This window comes from Faucicola osloensis, assembly GCF_020041925.1.
Classification (GTDB): Bacteria; Pseudomonadota; Gammaproteobacteria; order Pseudomonadales; family Moraxellaceae; genus Faucicola; species Faucicola osloensis_D.
On record NZ_CP083409.1, the window covers coordinates 2083098 to 2100164 of the forward strand.

The 17067-nt window shown below is 44.4% G+C and carries 14 protein-coding genes; 5 read left to right on the plus strand and 9 right to left on the minus strand.

Features of this window, described 5'->3' with window-relative positions:
• Nucleotides 1-80: 80 nt before the first annotated feature.
• Nucleotides 81-884 (plus strand): SDR family oxidoreductase, encoded by an 804-nt coding sequence (locus LAJ61_RS09265; protein ID WP_224054846.1) that lies wholly within the window; start codon nt 81-83, stop codon nt 882-884.
• Nucleotides 885-1284: 400 nt separating this feature from the next.
• A complete protein-coding gene (locus LAJ61_RS09270; RefSeq protein ID WP_224054847.1) occupies nt 1285-2097 on the plus strand; it encodes an SDR family oxidoreductase in 813 nt (270 codons plus the stop codon).
• A 116-nt stretch (nt 2098-2213) separates the two neighbouring features.
• Here LAJ61_RS09270 and msrAB read toward each other — a convergent pair whose 3' ends face one another.
• Nucleotides 2214-3947, minus strand: coding sequence for a bifunctional peptide-methionine (S)-S-oxide reductase MsrA/peptide-methionine (R)-S-oxide reductase MsrB (gene msrAB / locus LAJ61_RS09275; protein ID WP_224053672.1), 1734 nt, complete (start codon nt 3945-3947; stop codon nt 2214-2216).
• Nucleotides 3948-4273: 326 nt separating this feature from the next.
• Between msrAB and LAJ61_RS09280 the strand changes: the two genes are divergently transcribed.
• Together LAJ61_RS09280 and LAJ61_RS09285 are read left to right on the plus strand one after the other, a co-directional pair.
• The gene (locus LAJ61_RS09280) at nt 4274-5581 is read left to right on the plus strand and encodes a sensor histidine kinase (protein ID WP_224053673.1); all 1308 of its coding nucleotides are present in this window, start codon (nt 4274-4276) and stop codon (nt 5579-5581) included.
• Nucleotides 5582-5590: 9 nt separating this feature from the next.
• Entirely contained in the window at nt 5591-6151 is a 561-nt protein-coding gene (locus tag LAJ61_RS09285; protein WP_224053674.1) for a response regulator transcription factor, read from the plus strand.
• 211 nt (nt 6152-6362) lie between these two features.
• On the opposite strand, the gene LAJ61_RS09290 is transcribed toward LAJ61_RS09285, so the two are convergent.
• The 8 genes from LAJ61_RS09290 to LAJ61_RS09325 all read right to left on the minus strand — a co-directional run bounded on the left by LAJ61_RS09290 (nt 6363) and on the right by LAJ61_RS09325 (nt 13694).
• Nucleotides 6363-6575 (minus strand): cold-shock protein, encoded by a 213-nt coding sequence (locus LAJ61_RS09290; protein ID WP_050324216.1) that lies wholly within the window; start codon nt 6573-6575, stop codon nt 6363-6365.
• A 367-nt stretch (nt 6576-6942) separates the two neighbouring features.
• The gene (locus LAJ61_RS09295; protein ID WP_224053675.1) at nt 6943-7662 is read right to left on the minus strand and encodes a glycosyltransferase family 2 protein; all 720 of its coding nucleotides are present in this window, start codon (nt 7660-7662) and stop codon (nt 6943-6945) included.
• 14 nt (nt 7663-7676) lie between these two features.
• Nucleotides 7677-8279 (minus strand): class I SAM-dependent DNA methyltransferase, encoded by a 603-nt coding sequence (locus tag LAJ61_RS09300; RefSeq protein WP_224053676.1) that lies wholly within the window; start codon nt 8277-8279, stop codon nt 7677-7679.
• Nucleotides 8272-9093, minus strand: coding sequence for a PIG-L deacetylase family protein (locus LAJ61_RS09305; protein WP_224053677.1), 822 nt, complete (start codon nt 9091-9093; stop codon nt 8272-8274). Before LAJ61_RS09305 ends, LAJ61_RS09300 begins: the two co-directional genes overlap by 8 nt.
• Nucleotides 9081-10178, minus strand: a complete 1098-nt coding sequence (locus tag LAJ61_RS09310; RefSeq protein WP_224053678.1) for an acyl-CoA dehydrogenase family protein — start codon at nt 10176-10178, stop codon at nt 9081-9083. Before LAJ61_RS09310 ends, LAJ61_RS09305 begins: the two co-directional genes overlap by 13 nt.
• Before the next feature lie 54 nt (nt 10179-10232).
• Nucleotides 10233-11648, minus strand: a complete 1416-nt coding sequence (locus LAJ61_RS09315) for an alpha,alpha-trehalose-phosphate synthase (UDP-forming) (protein WP_224053679.1) — start codon at nt 11646-11648, stop codon at nt 10233-10235.
• Nucleotides 11636-12469, minus strand: a complete 834-nt coding sequence (otsB, locus tag LAJ61_RS09320; RefSeq protein WP_224053680.1) for a trehalose-phosphatase — start codon at nt 12467-12469, stop codon at nt 11636-11638. Before otsB ends, LAJ61_RS09315 begins: the two co-directional genes overlap by 13 nt.
• Nucleotides 12470-12530: 61 nt before the next feature.
• Nucleotides 12531-13694 carry a zinc-dependent alcohol dehydrogenase gene (locus tag LAJ61_RS09325; RefSeq protein ID WP_224053681.1) on the minus strand — a complete coding sequence of 388 codons (1164 nt, stop codon included), beginning with the start codon at nt 13692-13694 and terminating at the stop codon, nt 12531-12533.
• 694 nt (nt 13695-14388) lie between these two features.
• Here LAJ61_RS09325 and clpB point away from each other — a divergent pair.
• The gene (gene clpB / locus LAJ61_RS09330) at nt 14389-16986 is read left to right on the plus strand and encodes an ATP-dependent chaperone ClpB (protein ID WP_224053682.1); all 2598 of its coding nucleotides are present in this window, start codon (nt 14389-14391) and stop codon (nt 16984-16986) included.
• The last annotated feature ends 81 nt before the right edge of the window (nt 16987-17067 follow it).

The following is a 17067-nucleotide window of genomic DNA, read 5'->3' on the forward strand; positions in this document are numbered from 1 at the left end:
ACGTTTAAAAAATTTAATAAATAATTAAGGAAGAAATAATGCAAACACTACCGGAATTACTGCAGCAAGTTCAAACCACAATGACACCCCCAAACACTGACTTATCTGGTTTTATAGATAACCAAGTGGGCAAGGGTAAAACCATTTTGATTACTGGCGCAAGCTCGGGGCTGGGAGCAGGCATGGCGACCCATTTTGCTCGCATGGGCTATAATCTAGCAATTTGTGCACGCCGTACCGAACGCCTAGAACAACTCAAAGCCAACTTATTAGCGGATAATCCGACGATTAAAGTCAGTGTAAAAGCACTCGATGTGACTGATTATACGCAGGTTTTTAAAGTGTTTCATGACTTTGCCCAAGAGTTTGGCAAGCTTGATCGTATCATCATCAATGCAGGGGTCGGCGAGGGTCGCCGTATTGGCAAGGGTAATTTTGAGATTAATCGCAAAACTGCCGAAGTCAATTTTATTTCAGGGCTTGCCCAGTGTGAAGCGGCAATGGAAATTTTTCGCGCCCAAAATAGCGGTCATTTGGTGGTTATCTCAAGTATGTCGGCGTTCCGTGGTCTGCCAAAACATATGTCAGTATACGCGGCAAGTAAATCAGCGATTGCAAAGCTTGCTGAAGGGATTCGCGCCGATATGCTGCTCTCTGAGTTACCGATTAAAGTGTCAACGATTTATCCAGGGTATATACGCACTGAGATTAATGAAGGTGCTAAACCGTTACCCTTTGAAGTGAGTGAAGAAATCGGCACCAAAGCATTGGCAATCGCGATTGAAGGCGAGCCTGATGAAGCGTGCGTCCCTGAACAACCGTGGACACTGATGAGCGATTGGATGAAAAACGCCCCACTGACCTGGGTCAATGGTTTGGCGTAAACCAAAGAATGGTAAAAAAACCCAAATGAGGCCTTGCGCTGATTTGGGTTTTTTATTGTCTTCATATAGGGTACTGCCAGCCTGTATATTTGCCTTTGGCGACAGATTTGACATCACCAAGTAGAAGTCTTTTATAAAATAACGCGTGTGAAAGGCTAACCAGTATAGAGGGCTAAAGGGTGTCAGTCATCGTTAATCCTATCGCCATCCTTGTTTATCTTATGTATTTAACGCCTATAGCGATATTTGCAGTAGGCTAAACAAGGGTCGTGATGATAAAATCAGCGACTCTTTGATGATTTTTTATTTATTGTTACGATAACTGAGTGGTACAGGCAACCAAACGATGAAAAAACTTGAAAACACGCTACAAAAAATTGATAAATACGGTCAGTTTGTGATGAACAAACTGGTCAATCGCCGCTCATTGGCTGAGCTACAAGGTATCGGTCAAGGCAAAACCGTATTGATTACCGGTGCCAGCTCAGGGATTGGCGCGATGATGGCACGCCGATTTGCTTATCTAGGCTATGATTTGGCAATTTGCGCGAGACGAGAAGAGCGATTAACTGCGTTAAAGCAAGACATTGAAAGCAAGTACCCTGTCAAAGTCGCTGTCAAAACTTTGGATGTCACCGATTATAATCAGATTTTTACGGTATTTGATAGCTTTGAGAATGACTGCAAAACCCGAGGTAAAACGATTGATAAAATTATCGTCAATGCAGGGGTGGGTGATAGCCGCGTCATTGGTCATGGACGCTTTGAGACCAATCGCCATACCGCGGAAGTCAATTTTATCGCAGCGATTGCCCAGTGTGAGGCGGCGATGAAGATTTTTCGCCAGCAAAACAGCGGTCAGTTGGTGGTCATCTCAAGTATGTCAGCGGTTCGCGGTTTGCCCCGTCATCTTACCACCTATGCCGCCGCCAAAGCGGGACTAGCAAATTTAGCTGAAGGCATTCGCGCTGATATGATGCAGGAAAAACGTCCGATTACTGTCACCACGATTTACCCTGGGTATATCCGTACTGAGCTCAATATCGGTGCCAAATATTTGCCGTTTGAAAGTACAGAAGAAGAGGGCGTCGAGGCGATTGTCGAAGCGATTGAAGCCAAAGTGGATGAAGCCTTTGTCCCGGCATGGCCTTGGCTGCCGATTGGGATTGGTATGAAAATATTGCCGCTTAAAGTTATGACCAAATTTTTATAAGCGCATGTTTAAAAAAATTTTAAACTCTCAGCATAATCAACAACGCCTTGGCAGCTGATGGCTTGTCAAAGCGTTTTTGATATCGATACCAGTCAACGTGCTGCCTAGTTGACTGGCTATTTTACCAAGGGCATAAGTGCACCATAGCCTGCCGCTTGCATGTCTGCCAAAGCGATAAATTGTAGCGCATCGCCATTGATACAGTAGCGTAATCCGCCTTTATCCTTCGGACCATCATCAAACACATGCCCCAAATGTGAGTTGGCGACCCGCGAGCGCACTTCCGTTCGTGTCATGTTAAAACTGCTATCGGTTGAGGTGGTAATGACGTTTGCGCTAATGGGTTTGGTAAAACTCGGCCAACCGCACCCCGAATCATATTTATTCGTGGATAAAAACAACGGCTCGCCACTGACGATATCCACATATAAACCTTTAGCAAACAAATGGTCGTATTGATGGCTAAAGGCGCGCTCTGTAGCTGCGTTTTGGGTGACGTCATACTGCGCTTGGGTCAATCGACTTTTTACATTTTTATCGTAGTTTTGATAGCGGGTAGGATTGAGTGCTTCAGTGACTGTCGTGGCAGGCGCTAAGGCTTTGATAACGGGGATTTTTTGATTGGCAAGGCTAATATCAATATGGCAGTAGCCATTGGGATTTTTGCTCAGATAATCTTGGTGATAATTTTCTGCGTCATAAAAATTCGCCAAGGGTTTATTTTCTAACACAATTTTTTGCGGATATTTTTTTGCCAAATCGGCAAGGGTTTTATCAATGATTGGCTTATCATTGGCATCGGTATAATAAATGCCGGTACGATATTGCGCCCCGCGGTCATTGCCTTGTTTATTGAGACTGGTCGGGTCAATCACCCGCACGTAGTACGCTAAGAGGGTCGCAAGATTGGTTTTATCGATATCATAGATAACTTTGACGGTTTCTGCGTGTCCTGAGCCTGCTATCACCTGCTCATAGCTCGGGTTCGCGCTATTGCCATTGGCATAACCTGATATCGCATCAACCACGCCATCCACGCGCTCCATATAGGCTTCTAGCCCCCAAAAACAGCCCCCCGCTAGATAGATAGTATGCGTGCGAATCGGGGTTTTACCATCTGCTTGATAATACACACCGTCATGGTTAATCGGGGCTAAAGCTTTGATGCTAGCGGCTTGCTTGCTAGCTTGGTTATTAGCCTGCTCATCAGCTTGGTCAGACTGGTTAGGCGGATTTTTTGCTTGATTCATGGCTTTGAGTTCTGCAAAGTCGTTGCTGGCATTGTCTGATAAGGCTTGGATTTGTGTTGGGGTAAGATTGCCTTTGACCAGTTTTAATAAATTGCCTTGTTTATCCAAAATCGCAAAACTGGGATAGACTTGCACGCCAAATTGTTTTATCAGCTTGCCATTGTTATCCATAAGCACCGGTAGGTTAGTATAGTCTTTGGCAAGCACTGTGTACCAAGTTTGAAAGTCTTGGGGAGATTTTTCACTCAAATGACCTGGACTGGCCACTGTGATGACATTCATATTGGGATACTGCTTTGCCCATGCATCGCTTTCTTGGAGCGTTGCCAAACACAGCGGGCACCAGCTTGCCCAAAATTTCACCACAGTTGGCTTGTTGGGATCGATCACATGACGACCCATTTTGCCTAATTTGGGATTGATTTGGCTCAAACCTTGTAAGGTCGCTAACGTATCGGCCGGCAATACATCCGCTTTGCTGGTAGCACGCGCATAGCTAGCGTTTTCTTTAGCATTCATTTTTTGACAACCCAGCAACAGCAGGCTGCTGATTAATAGGGTAACGGTTAAATTCTTAGCACTTTGAGGAAAATTGACCATGGTACATTTCTCATCTATTTGTAAAGCGTCAAAGATAGCTGTGAGTTGGCACTCAAATAAATTTTTAATTACAAACATAAAGTGAGCCTTTATCTCATTGTAACTGAATCAGCAAATAAGCACACTTTAAAGTTTTAAACATTAACATTAAAAAAATTATGCCATCATCCATAGGGTTTAAAGAGAAAACTTTTGGCGTATTGATGGTTATCCTAGCATTGACTAGCCATTGATTTACTTTTGACATGTTAATTCGCTCAAAGTTCGCTCACAGTGCGGCTGCTTCATGCTAAAATCTTGTTTTATGGTTCGTCAAAAGTTTGCCTATGCATCAAGCCATCAAGAACGTCGCAAAAGCCCCGATGATTGCTCGCTATACTTGGTTAGCTATTATGGTCGCGGCGATGATTTGTGCCGACCAATGGGGCGTTGCCAAACAGCAAATCAATCATTTGCTCACGATTACCATTATGTATGGGGTCAGCATTGAGCTAACTAAACGCCTAATGGTTATTCGACACTTTCACCCACAACAATCTTGGGTCATGTTGGCGAAATTTATTGGGGATTTACTGGCGTGGTCAGCCTTTATTTATTATTCGGGTGGCGCCGCCAATCCGTTGATTACCTTATTTTTGACGGTGATTGCAGTGGCGTCTATGGTGATGCGCACCGTGCACATCATCGGCTTGTCGATGCTGTCAGTTGGGCTGTACACGCTGTTATGGTATTGTTATGTGCCGCTGACCCTTAGCCACCATGGTCATGCGGTGGGTCAAAAACTCCATTTACTGGGTATGTTTGGGGTTTTTATTTTTGCCGCCATCATGTTAACTGCCTTAACGGTTTATTTTAAACAAGCGATGAGCCGCAGTTATCAGGCGCTTGAGCAAGCGCAGCAAGCCATTCACCAACAACGTCGGTTGCTTGCTATCAGTAGTCTGGCTGCCAATATCGCCCATGAGATGAGCACGCCGATTGCATCGATGCAATTACTGAGCGATGACATTGCCCAGCAATTAGATGAAGACGATGAATTATTGGATGACATTAAACTGTTACAGTCACAAATCGACGTTTGCCGCCAGTCGTTGCACAAGCTCAAATCCCATATCCAATCCAATGCGCTGCCGCCAGCGCAATCTGAGCCATTGGCATGGGTAACGTCATCAAATTTACCAACGCTACTCCCCAAAGTCGTCAATGATTGGCAATTTATTAACCCCCATGTTGAAGTAGCGCTCAATGTACCACCACAACCGATCGCTGTTCCGTTGAGTGAAGAACAGCTGTATTCTATTGTGATGAATATGCTCAATAATGCCATGCAGGCACAAGCCACAAGGCTTGATATTGGCGTACAGCTTGCTCAAAACGTGATGATTATAATTGAAGACAACGGGCAGGGTATCGACAGTAGCATGGTACAGCGTATCCAACACCAAACTGCTATCGAATCTGATCATGGCTTAGGGCTTGGCTTGACGATTGCCAAAACGGTTATAGAATATGCTGGCGGACACCTTGAGCTGAGCAATAAGCAAAACTCACCCGTGAAAAAAAGGTTAGATGATTCAGGTACGTGCGTGAAGATAACTTTACCAGTAATCGATGCGCCCGCCAGTTTGTTGTAGGAGACTAGGTTGCAACACCCACCCCTGTTAGCAGAGACATGGCTTATCATTGATGATGATGAGGTGTTTTGCCGTATTTTAAAAAAGTCGTTGGAAAAACAGGGCAATCAGGTATTGACGGCTAGCAATGCCGATAGCGCGCTACAACTGGCAAAGAAGCAGTTACCCAAGCTTATTATATTGGATCTCAATATCGGTGATGACAACGGCATTCATCTGATTGAGCCATTACTCGCTATTACGCCCACCGCCAAAATTTTAATGCTTACTGGCTATGCCAGCATTGCGACCGCTGTCAGTGCGGTCAAAATGGGCGCGTATCATTATTTGCCTAAGCCTTGTAGTCTGGACGAAATCTATAAAGTATTGGACATCGTAGTAGCCCCTACAAAGTCACTAAGTAGTGCAACAGATGAACGTTTGTCACTTGAACATCACGAATGGGAATATATCCACCAAGTATTAGATGAATGCCAAGGCAATATCAGTGAAGCCGCGAGGGTACTTAAAATGCACCGGCGCACACTACAGCGCAAACTACAAAAAAAACGTAAAGTGGATGCACAATAACCTTTTTTTAACCGTACATAGCAGCCCACCAATGGTCAGCCGAGTCAGCCCAATAGTTGGGTGAGCACAAAACACAAAAAAAGCGCTTATAATAAATAAGCGCTTTTTTGATATCTATTTTTTGCTATCGATGCAAATGGCTAATCAATCAATGACGCGTTATTCACGCCACGCGTTATCAGACCATTTACGATAGTAGGCTTAGCTAACCTTAGATAGCAACGATATTGCTAGCTTGGTCGCCTTTTTGACCTTGGGTCACAACGAAAGATACGCGTTGACCTTCCGCTAAGGTTTTGAAACCTGAGCTTGCGATTTGGCTATAATGTGCGAAAACGTCTTTGCCGCCATTGTCTTGTTCGATAAAGCCAAAGCCTTTTGATTCGTTAAACCATTTTACGGTGCCGTTTACAGTATTTGACATAGGATTGTCCTTGATTAAATAGATTTTAAAAGTGGTCATCTGACCCTAAAGCTGGAACTAAGCCACAACACGATTCTATTCGGTATGAAAGAATTGCGGCAGTTTTGATACACGATTGACTTAAAATCTAGGACACAAGCGTAATGGAAACGAACTTAGAATAGACTTAATGTAATGCGATTGAAACTTCTGACTGCTTTCTAGCTGTTGTCCAGTATATAGTAATACCGGCAGATAGCAAGGAATATCACAATAGTTTTGTAAGTGAACTGTGTTAAATCCAACTTTTTACCTTTATTTAAGCCAAAGGCTGATTTTGATTTGAGCCAAAGGTTGGTTTTCATTTAAGCTGAAGGCTGATTCTCATTTAACCCGAAGGCTGATTCTCTAAGTCCCTTAAAAAATGGGCAAATCCTTCCTCAGCGCGGGCATCAAGGCGACTGCTAGTCACTACGCGTACCAAATTACTCCAAATAATGGGTAAATTGGCTTGCTCAAATTTTTTGACCAAACCCACATCTTCATGGCAAGTTAATTCATCAAAACCACCCACCGCCACATAATCTTGACTGGTAAAGCTCAAATTTGCCCCATGAATATGGCGATGATTCATACAATCTTGATAATGGGCGAGGTATTGTTGTTTGGTACTCTCTGACAACGCATCCCAACAATCGATGCTCACTACGCCACATATCATGGCTGTGGGCATAGTGGTGGGCTCAGCTTTTAAGTGTTTGATTTGTGCCATTAACCAATCAGCTTCCACCATACTATCGGCGTCGGTGCAAGCAATCCAATCAGCCCCTTGTTCGATTAAGTAGCGCACGCCCAAATCCCTGACTTTACCCACACAGCGAAACTCACAGCGCAGCCAATCTACTTGGGCATTTTGTACTTTTGATAAGGTATCATCATCACAACTATCTAGCACGACCACCGTTTGTACCGATATGTCGCTTGATAGCTGAGCAATCGCCTGTTTAATCGCATTCAAACACGCGCTGATGCTATCGGCTTCATTATGAGCAGGGATGACTATGCCGATTTTTTTGGGTAGCGGCTTTGGGGCGGTAGTATTTGGCATGATGTTTTTCTCAGTTATTCCACTAGATTTTCTTGCTTGGCAAGGCTTTGGTGATTGGCTTGCCAAATGGTCAACAAAAAATCCTGGTCAATCACATGACTCTGCTGACGGTAGCGTAGCTGTTGTTGCAAACTGTCGTGGACTGTTTCGCCTGTCAGTTGAAATCCGTCAATCGGATAGCGCCAATGACAGGCTAAAATCACGCCATTGTCTGTCAATGCAGTGTTGAGCCAAGCGATGACTTCGGTCAGTGCGTCAGGCGCCAAGTAGTATAAAATCTCACTGACCACAATCAAATCAAATCGCTCATTCGGCAAATCCTGCGGTATCAAGCCTTGCATAACTTGCACATGTGCCTTTTTTTGCAGACGCTCACTGGCAAGTTTGACTGCCTCAAGTTGCCCATCCACACACCTCAAATAATCGCAGCGCTGAGCTAGCTGCTCACTAAATACACCATTGCTACAGCCCAGTTCAATCGCCTTGGCAAAATGCGGGTAGGGCAACAATGACAAGCAAATCGCGCGTTTTCGCAATTCATACCAGCGTTTTTCATATTGCCAAGGGTCGCTACTATCGGCATAGATTTGGGCAAAATACGCTGACACATCAGTCATAAAGATATACCTCAAATGGTTGGCTAAGTCTGGTTAAGGTGGTGTCAGACAAAATAGGCGCTGTTCCCGTTGTTGGGTCAGCATAGATTTGACTGCTAAAACAGCGCATGGCATAACTTTTTTGCTGCGCCTGCAATTCGCTTAAATCAAATCGCCATGCCTTGTGCCAGGGAATACGGCTATCGCCAGGTTTTGCCCAATGCCATGCCCAAATCAGCACTTGATAGCAGGTCAAATTTAGGCGACTTTTAAACTCATGGGCAAAACGCTGTACCACTTGCCCAGTGCCTTCATGGTCGGGATGACCATCGTACGCAAATGGGGTGATTAAAATATCAGTGGGCTGAATCAGCGATGTTAATTTGTCAAAAAAATCCGCTTGTCGCCCAAAAACTTCACCATCAGGAAAATTTAAGCTCGTCATCGACACATTGGGCAAATCCAAACTGCTATCGAGCGTTTCAAGCGCAAGCTGGCTTTCAAGCGCTCGGATTTTTGCCAGTTTGTCGGTTGGATACAGCGGTGAGTTAGGGTGGCTTTTTTCGCCGTGGGTGACGCTAACAATCAATACTTGATTGCCTTGAGCCACCAACGCTTGCAGCAAGCCACCACAGCCCAAAATCTCATCATCTGGGTGCGGCGCAAAAATACACACGCGCCGATGGGTAGGGAAATGGGTCGATATATCCAGTCTGGTGAGACTGTGCAACCCTTGCCACGCTTGCCAGTCTTGTGCAGAGGTGCCGTCGCCTGCAATTAAACGGTCACCCACAATCGGATGTAGTGGGGCGGGCTTAGAATCTACAGTTGCCATACTCCCCCTTGTGAATCGCCTAGCTGTTCGGCAGTCAATTTGCCAATCGCTTCACTGTCAAATGCGCCATGGGTTTGACGGATAAATACCGATAAATCTGCCGTTAGCCGTGCAAAATGGGCGTTTTTACAATAAGGCGTTGCCCCCAAAGCTTTACCAACTTTTTCAAGCACTAGCATGGCGGTAGTCTCCACTTGCGCTCTTAAGATACGGATGGGAAGTGCATGACTTTGGCTAGGCTCACTATCGATTAATTGCGCAACCTGATGAAAGTACGCTTGGGTGACACTGAGTGCTTGCGACACTTCGCCAAGATAAAGTGCTTTAAAGGCTTGGGGTTTTTGCTGATAACTGTCCAATAAAAACTGTGCCAACTGGGCTGCCGCGCCATACCAACAAGCCGCTACCCCTGCCGCACCCTGCCAAAATCCTGGGCGGTCGAGATAAGGGCTGCTGTCTTTGGCAATCGCATTTGATATGACTTGGGTGGCATGAGCGCCTTTTAGATGGAGGGTGGCTGTCGCCGTGTAGGGCATACCTACCGCATACCAACCGCTGTCATCAATGGTCACTTGCGGTTGCTTCATGGCTAACATCAGTAATTGGGCGTTATTTTGGTCATCTCGGAAACTAACCAAGCCATGATCGACAAAGGTCGCACCCGAACACCACAGTTTTTGTCCCGTGCATGTTTCGCCATCAAAACGCAGTGGGTCATCACCGCCTTCTGCTGCCCATACTGCCCATAGACCATCAGCGATATCGTCCACGCCCAATTCTGCCAGAATCGCCAATGCATCAAGATGCGACTCAAAAAATTTGACCAAGTTCAAGTCACAAGCCGCAACCTGTGCCAATACTTGCCAGCGCTGTAAAGTATTACCGTTTGCGGGCAAGGCAATTTGAGCGGACAAAAGCACCAACTGTGACAAAGTTTGCTTTAATTGTGTGACATAAGCGGTATCGCTTAATTTAGGTGATGTATCAACCGTTCTGCGAAAGTCTTGCAAAGTAGCGGTGATTAATTTGCCCAATTCCGATTGGTGATAGTCGGCAGGTAAAGCGTGATCCAACACTGGTGTCATTGTGAGTTTCTCATTGGCTGTTTTGTTGTCTATTTTATTGTCTCTGTGATTGGGTTATGGAGTTTTATCCATGTGGGTTAAATCTGCCAAAAAATGCGCTCGCCACGTGTCAATATCGGTCTCATAAATGCCCTGTAGCAGCGATTGGTGACGTTGTTCCCGTTGTTGTTTGGTCATGGTCAATGCTTGGTATAAGCCCTCTATCATGCTGTCGTTGCTATTCGGGTCGACCAAGATAGCTTGCTGAAGTTGGTGCGCTGCCCCCGCATTTTTAGACAAAATCAAAACCCCTGCGTTTTGTTCGTCCTGGGCAGCAATGTATTCTTTTGCCACCAAATTCATGCCGTCTTTTAGCGAGTTAACCCAACAAATTTGGCATTGCCTAAATAACGGCATTAAATTGTCATGACTAACAGGGTCTTCTTGATAGATAATCGGTTGCCAACTGGCAGTAGCAAATTGGCTATTAATTTGCTCAACTAGGGTGTGTACTTGTTGTCGCAACTGTTGATAGGTCTCAATATCAAGACGGGAAGGGCAAGCAATTTGATAGAGCTGAATTCGTTCAAGGTATTGCGGATAACGCCGCAAAAAGGCAGCAAAAGCTTGTAAGCGTTCGGGAATACCTTTGGTGTAATCCAGTCGTTCCACCGCTAGAATCGTGGTGATGGTTGAAGTGAGATTTTTTAACACAGCTTGGTCGGACAGCGGTTGACTAGCAAGCTTATGAATATAGACAGGATTGATACCAATCGGATAGGCTTTTATTAAGGTGGTATGATTACCATGGGTAATGAGTGTACGCGCATTTGTTTGAGTAATTTGGATGGCGTGGGGGAGTAGCTGCTCAATCACCGCGACACAATTTTGAGCGTCTTGTTGGGTTTGTAATCCAACCACATCGTAATCGAGTAATTGATGGATTAACGTTTGACCATAAGTCAAAAAATCCCATACCCATAACTGGGGAAATGGAATATGCAAAAAAAAGCCAATGCGCTGTTTCATGCCTAAGTCACGGCAATGCCTTGCTACCGCAAAAAAGTGATAATCTTGTATCCAAATCATATCGTCAGGCTGTGCGATTTGCTGTAGTTGTTTGGCAAACATACGATTGACAGCTTGATAAACGCTAAAATCTTCACTACTTGATATAATCAAATCCGTGCGGTCATGCATCCCCGCCCAAAGTCGATTATTGGCGTAACCACAATAATACTTTTCATATTGTATGGGGGAAAAAGCCGTGGTGACATAGGTGACTTTGTCATGCTGCTCAGTCGCAAATTGATTGACGGTATCGGGCATATCGCTGATAGTTGTCACTACTTGACCGTTCCAACCGACCCAAATACCACCATCTTTGGCAAGGGCTTCTTGAAGCGCTACTGCCAACCCGCCTGCCACAGCTTTAGGTGACTGTTTATTAGGTAAATTAACCCGATTCGATAACACGATCAACTTTGACATAGGGTCAATAATCCTTTAAGTAACACAGTAACGGCTGAGACGTCGCTCACATAATAATGGGCATGGGTAGGTTCACAACCGACTTTGATACCAATTCCTTTGATATCACTACCTTTCTTATTTGATGTATCACCATAACTTTGTACGGCAATAAATCCTGCTTCATCAGTCACATCATCGCCGATAAATATTGGACGGCAATGAGGATGATAGTGTTTTAAAACATGGTTAATGGCACTGCCTTTATCGACCCCTTGCGGCAATAGCTCATACACACATTTGCCCGCTTTAAGTTGCCAATCATTAAAATCATGCCCAATACCTTGCATAATGGTTAAAGCACTATCGGCAAGTTCAGGGTGCTCACGAAAATGCAGTGCCACACCAAAAGGTTTTTGCTCAATGCGCCAGTGTGGATGATCACCAGTGGCATTAACGACGCTTTGATTAATTTGTTGTAGCTGCGCTAAATTGATATGCACTAAAGAATAGGTATCGATTAAAGTATCGCATTGCAAACCGTGACTACCAATCACCGGCAATTTTAACGGCGCTGTCAAACGTCTAGCATCGGCAACTGACCGCCCTGTTACTAGCCAAACGGGTAAATGGTTTTGTAACTGCGCTAAAATTGCTAAATTATCATTGCTGATAAAACTTTGCTGGGGATCGGGGTGAAATTCACTAAGCGTCCCATCAATATCTAACAATAGCAAAAAATCACCAACCCCTTGCACAACTTTGGCTAAATTATCAGCTAAAAGTTGTGAGGGGCTAGTGACTGAATGATAGGTAATGGTATGAAGGTGACTAACACTCATCTTATATTTTTATCATTTTATCATTCTAAATTAATCATGCTAAATCCATGACAAGGTAAAATTACGGTGTCAAAATCACTTTTCGACACTCTTCTTCACGTTTTTCAAAGATTTCATAGCCTTTTGCCGCATCCGATAGATTCATACGATGGGTAATAATCGCTTCAGGCGATAAATCCCCATTTTCAATATGTTCAAGCAGTTGTGGCAAGTATTTATGTACATGGGTTTGACCCATTTTAAAGGTTAATCCTTTGTCAAACGCATCACCCATTAAGAAACCATGAATCGGACCTGCGTATACCCCAGGAATACTGACTGTACCACCACGGCGTACCGCTGCTATACACTGGCGTAATGCCGCGCCACTTGAGCCTTCAAGCTTGAGCGTCGTTAATACCGTTTCAACGATGCTACCTTTTGATTCAAAACCAACGGCATCAATCACCGCATCGACACCACGATGCCCCGCAGTTTGCTCAATAATCGCTTCTGCGGCATCAACTTTGTCAAAATTGACAGGAATTGCGCCATACGTATCTTGTGCGTATTGCAGACGATAGTCATTGTGGTCAACGATAAATATCTGTGCAGCGCCTAACATTTTGGCACAGGCAGCTGATAGCAAGCCCACAGGGCCTGCACCATAGATAGCCAAAGTCGAACCTTTGGTAACATTGGCGTTCGTCACCGCTTGCCATGCAGTCGGCAAAATATCCGATAAGAACAACACTTTCTCATCAGCCAGCGAGCCTGGGACTTTAAAAGGACCAAAATTGGCTTTTGGGACACGCACATAGTCTGCTTGTCCACCCGGCACACCGCCATACAAATGACTAAAACCAAACAATGCCGAAGGTGGCGGAATAAGCTTTTTGTTCATCGCCGCGCCGGGACCCTCATTGGTGGTCTCACAGGCTGCCATCAAATCATTTTGACAAAAAAAGCAGCTACCACAGGCAATTACAAATGGTATCACCACGCGATCGCCTTTTTTTACCGCCGTAACGTCAGCACCCACTTCTTCGACAACCCCCATAAATTCATGACCAAAAATATCGCCTTCTTCGGTCGCAGGGATTTTGCCACGGTATAAATGTAGGTCCGAGCCACAAATGGCGGTAGCGGTAACTTTTAAGATAATATCATCTTTGGCTTTTAATTGTGGGTCTGGAACATTGTCAACTCGAACATCTTTGGCACCGTGATAGGTTAATGCGCGCATGGGTATGACTCCTAGTTATTGTTTTTCTGTTGTTGTTTTTTGACTGTTATTTGACCAAATAAAGCAACGCCACTGAACTAATATAATATGTTATGTGGCGTTATCATTTGATGTTTTGCACAGTAACACGCGCCATGCACGGTTGTTGTCTATTCATGTAGTAGATAGGTTAATGTAATGTAAGCCGCCTTACAATAAACCATTGAAAATATTATATAATTTTAATTATCGTCCATAAAATTTTAGTATCAACTTTCAAGTATGGCTTAAACTTTAGTTCGCGTAATTTTTTAAAGAATAACGGTCAAAGCGGCTGATAAAAACCAAAGTGCTCTTACGCTACTAAGTTGCTATTAAAAGGAAACGCATATTAGCTAAGCACAAAACTCAGTCAGTCAACTTAGTCAGTAAAACTGATTAGCTGTATCCCTTTGGAGGTTATACGATAAGCCAAAATTTGGTTGTCTATGATTTTATCTACATTTTTATTGTCAATTTTTGATAGGTAACACGTTGAATTTTGCAAGCTATTAACCCAAGTTATAATTGAAAATACAGCCATCATCAATCATCAAAATAAACATTGTTAATTAAAAAAATTTAAAGATGGATATTGAAAAGATTTATCAAAACACCATATCAATTTTAGTTCAAAGCTAATTAGTTAAAATAAAAGCTAAAAGGAAAAATAATAATGCAATTTGATAAATTTACCAATGCCTTACAAAACGCGGTTCAGCAGGCACAAACGCTCGCTGTCACTCGTGATCATACCGCGATTGAGCCGATTCATTTGTTGTCAGTGCTACTCAATGAACCGAGTAATGCCAATGTGTATGAACAAGCAGGCGCAAACTTAAATCAGTTAAAAACAGAGGTGCAACAATCGCTCAACAACCAAGCGGTGATTGGCACACCCACAGGTGATGTCAATCTCAGCCCAAATACGGTTAAGATTTTAAATCTAGCCGAGCGTCATGCGCAAAAAGCGGGCGATCAGTTTTTATCTACCGATTGGGTGCTGGTTGCCCTAGCAGAGACGGGCGATACCGCAAAACTGCTTGCAAAAGCAGGGGTCAATGAACCAAAACTAAGACAAGTCATTAATTTTATTCGTGGGGGTGATAAAGTGGATACACAAAATAGCGAAGACCAACGTGATGCCTTAAATAAATATACCATCGATTTAACCGAACGTGCCGAATCGGGCAAACTTGACCCCGTGATTGGGCGCGATGACGAAATCCGCCGTACCATTCAAGTATTGTCACGCCGTACCAAAAACAACCCTGTGCTCATTGGTGAGCCGGGTGTGGGTAAAACCGCCATTGTCGAAGGATTGGCACAAAAAATCGTCAATGGTGACGTGCCAGAAGGTTTGCGCAACAAACGCGTATTAGCACTTGATTTAGGGGCACTGATTGCGGGCGCAAAATTCCGTGGTGAGTTTGAAGAACGCCTAAAAGCGGTACTTAACGACCTAGCAAAAAGCGAAGGACAAGTCATTTTATTCATTGATGAAATTCATACCTTGGTCGGTGCCGGTAAAGCCGATGGCGCGATGGATGCGGGTAATATGCTCAAACCTGCGTTAGCGCGTGGTGAGCTGCACTGCGTGGGCGCGACTACCCTTGATGAATACCGCCAATATATCGAAAAAGATGCCGCTCTTGAGCGTCGTTTTCAAAAAGTCTTTGTTGATGAGCCTAGCGTAGAAGATACCATTGCCATTTTGCGCGGTCTAAAAGAACGTTATGAACTGCATCATGGGGTTGATATCCAAGACAGTGCGATTATTGCCGCCGCGCAGATGAGTAACCGTTACATCACCGACCGCAAATTGCCCGACAAAGCCATTGATTTGTTGGATGAAGCCGCTAGCCGTCTAAAAATGGAACTTGATAGTAAACCAGAAGCCTTGGGCAAATTAGAAAGCCGTTTGATTCAGCTCAAAATGCAACGTGAAACGTTAAAGCATGAAGATGACGAAGGCGCAAAATCCCAGCTAAAACTGCTGGACACCCAAATCAGCGAGCTTGAAAAAGAATACGCAGATTTAAATGAAATTTGGCAAGCAGAAAAAGCCCTTGTTAAAGGTAGCCAACAGCTCAAAGACGAGCTTGATAAAGCACGTATCGCCTATGAAAAAGCCCAGCGTGAAGGTGACTACGAGACCATGTCAAAACTGCAATACGAAACCATTCCACAACTGGAAAAACGTATTAAAGACTCTGACTTGGCTGAGCAAAAAGAGCAAGCAGGTGAAGCGCCAAGCGTCAAACTGCTACGTAACAAAGTCACCGAAAACGAAATCGCTGAAGTTGTTGCTGCTGCAACAGGCATCCCTGTTACCAAAATGATGCAAGGCGAACGTGAAAAAATGCTGCACATGGAAGAAAAACTGCATGAGCGCGTAGTCGGTCAAGATGAAGCAGTACAAGCAGTCGCCAATGCGGTGCGCCGTAGTCGTGCAGGGCTGTCTGACCCCAATCGTCCTAGCGGTTCGTTCTTGTTCCTAGGTCCGACAGGCGTGGGTAAAACTGAATTGACCAAAGCGTTGGCAAGTTTCTTGTTTGATGATGAAAATGCCATGATTCGTATTGATATGTCTGAATTTATGGAAAAACACAGTGTCAGCCGTCTTGTCGGTGCACCCCCAGGCTACGTGGGTTATGAAGAAGGTGGGGTATTGACCGAAGCAGTACGCCGTCGACCTTACAGTGTGGTATTGTTTGATGAAGTAGAAAAAGCGCATCCCGATGTGTTTAATATCCTACTGCAAGTGCTAGACGATGGTCGCTTAACCGATAGCCAAGGCCGCGTTGTGGACTTTAAAAACACCGTCATTATCATGACCTCAAACCTTGGGTCGCATAAAATCCAAGAGATGGCAGGCGATAGCTACGAAGAAATCAAAGCGGCAGTGATGAATTCAGTCAATCAGCATTTCCGCCCAGAGTTTGTCAACCGTATCGATGAAATCGTGGTGTTCCATCCATTAGGGCAAGAGCAAATGGCGGGTATCGCAGATATTCAACTGTCACGCTTACGCAAACGTCTCCAAGAGCGTGACATGGACATTGTATTGTCAGATGAAGCCATGGCTCAATTGGTTGCTGTGGGTTATGACCCTGTGTATGGTGCAAGACCGCTAAAACGTGCCATCCAGCAAGCAATCGAGAACCCGCTATCAGTCAAATTGCTATCGGGCGAGTTTGTAGCGGGTGACACCATCAAAGTGGATGTCGATGGACAGGGCAATTTTACGTTTGATAAATTACGTATGAGTTAATTTTATGTGAGTTACAACAAATAGCTCAAAAGTCTAGTTGATTAGATTTTTGGGCTATTTTATTATGTATAACTAAATACA

Excerpts from the sequence above, each read along its gene's own strand:
- LAJ61_RS09265 (WP_224054846.1), top strand. The coding sequence starts at position 81 with ATGACACCCCCAAACACTGACTTATCTGGTTTTATAGATAACCAAGTG.
- LAJ61_RS09270 (WP_224054847.1), top strand. The coding sequence starts at position 1,285 with ATGAACAAACTGGTCAATCGCCGCTCATTGGCTGAGCTACAAGGTATC.
- msrAB (WP_224053672.1), bottom strand. The coding sequence starts at position 3,947 with ATGGTCAATTTTCCTCAAAGTGCTAAGAATTTAACCGTTACCCTATTA.
- LAJ61_RS09280 (WP_224053673.1), top strand. The coding sequence starts at position 4,274 with ATGCATCAAGCCATCAAGAACGTCGCAAAAGCCCCGATGATTGCTCGC.
- LAJ61_RS09290 (WP_050324216.1), bottom strand. The coding sequence starts at position 6,575 with ATGTCAAATACTGTAAACGGCACCGTAAAATGGTTTAACGAATCAAAA.
- LAJ61_RS09295 (WP_224053675.1), bottom strand. The coding sequence starts at position 7,662 with ATGCCAAATACTACCGCCCCAAAGCCGCTACCCAAAAAAATCGGCATA.
- LAJ61_RS09300 (WP_224053676.1), bottom strand. The coding sequence starts at position 8,279 with ATGACTGATGTGTCAGCGTATTTTGCCCAAATCTATGCCGATAGTAGC.
- LAJ61_RS09305 (WP_224053677.1), bottom strand. The coding sequence starts at position 9,093 with ATGGCAACTGTAGATTCTAAGCCCGCCCCACTACATCCGATTGTGGGT.
- LAJ61_RS09310 (WP_224053678.1), bottom strand. The coding sequence starts at position 10,178 with ATGACACCAGTGTTGGATCACGCTTTACCTGCCGACTATCACCAATCG.
- LAJ61_RS09315 (WP_224053679.1), bottom strand. The coding sequence starts at position 11,648 with ATGTCAAAGTTGATCGTGTTATCGAATCGGGTTAATTTACCTAATAAA.
- otsB (WP_224053680.1), bottom strand. The coding sequence starts at position 12,469 with ATGAGTGTTAGTCACCTTCATACCATTACCTATCATTCAGTCACTAGC.
- LAJ61_RS09325 (WP_224053681.1), bottom strand. The coding sequence starts at position 13,694 with ATGCGCGCATTAACCTATCACGGTGCCAAAGATGTTCGAGTTGACAAT.
- clpB (WP_224053682.1), top strand. The coding sequence starts at position 14,389 with ATGCAATTTGATAAATTTACCAATGCCTTACAAAACGCGGTTCAGCAG.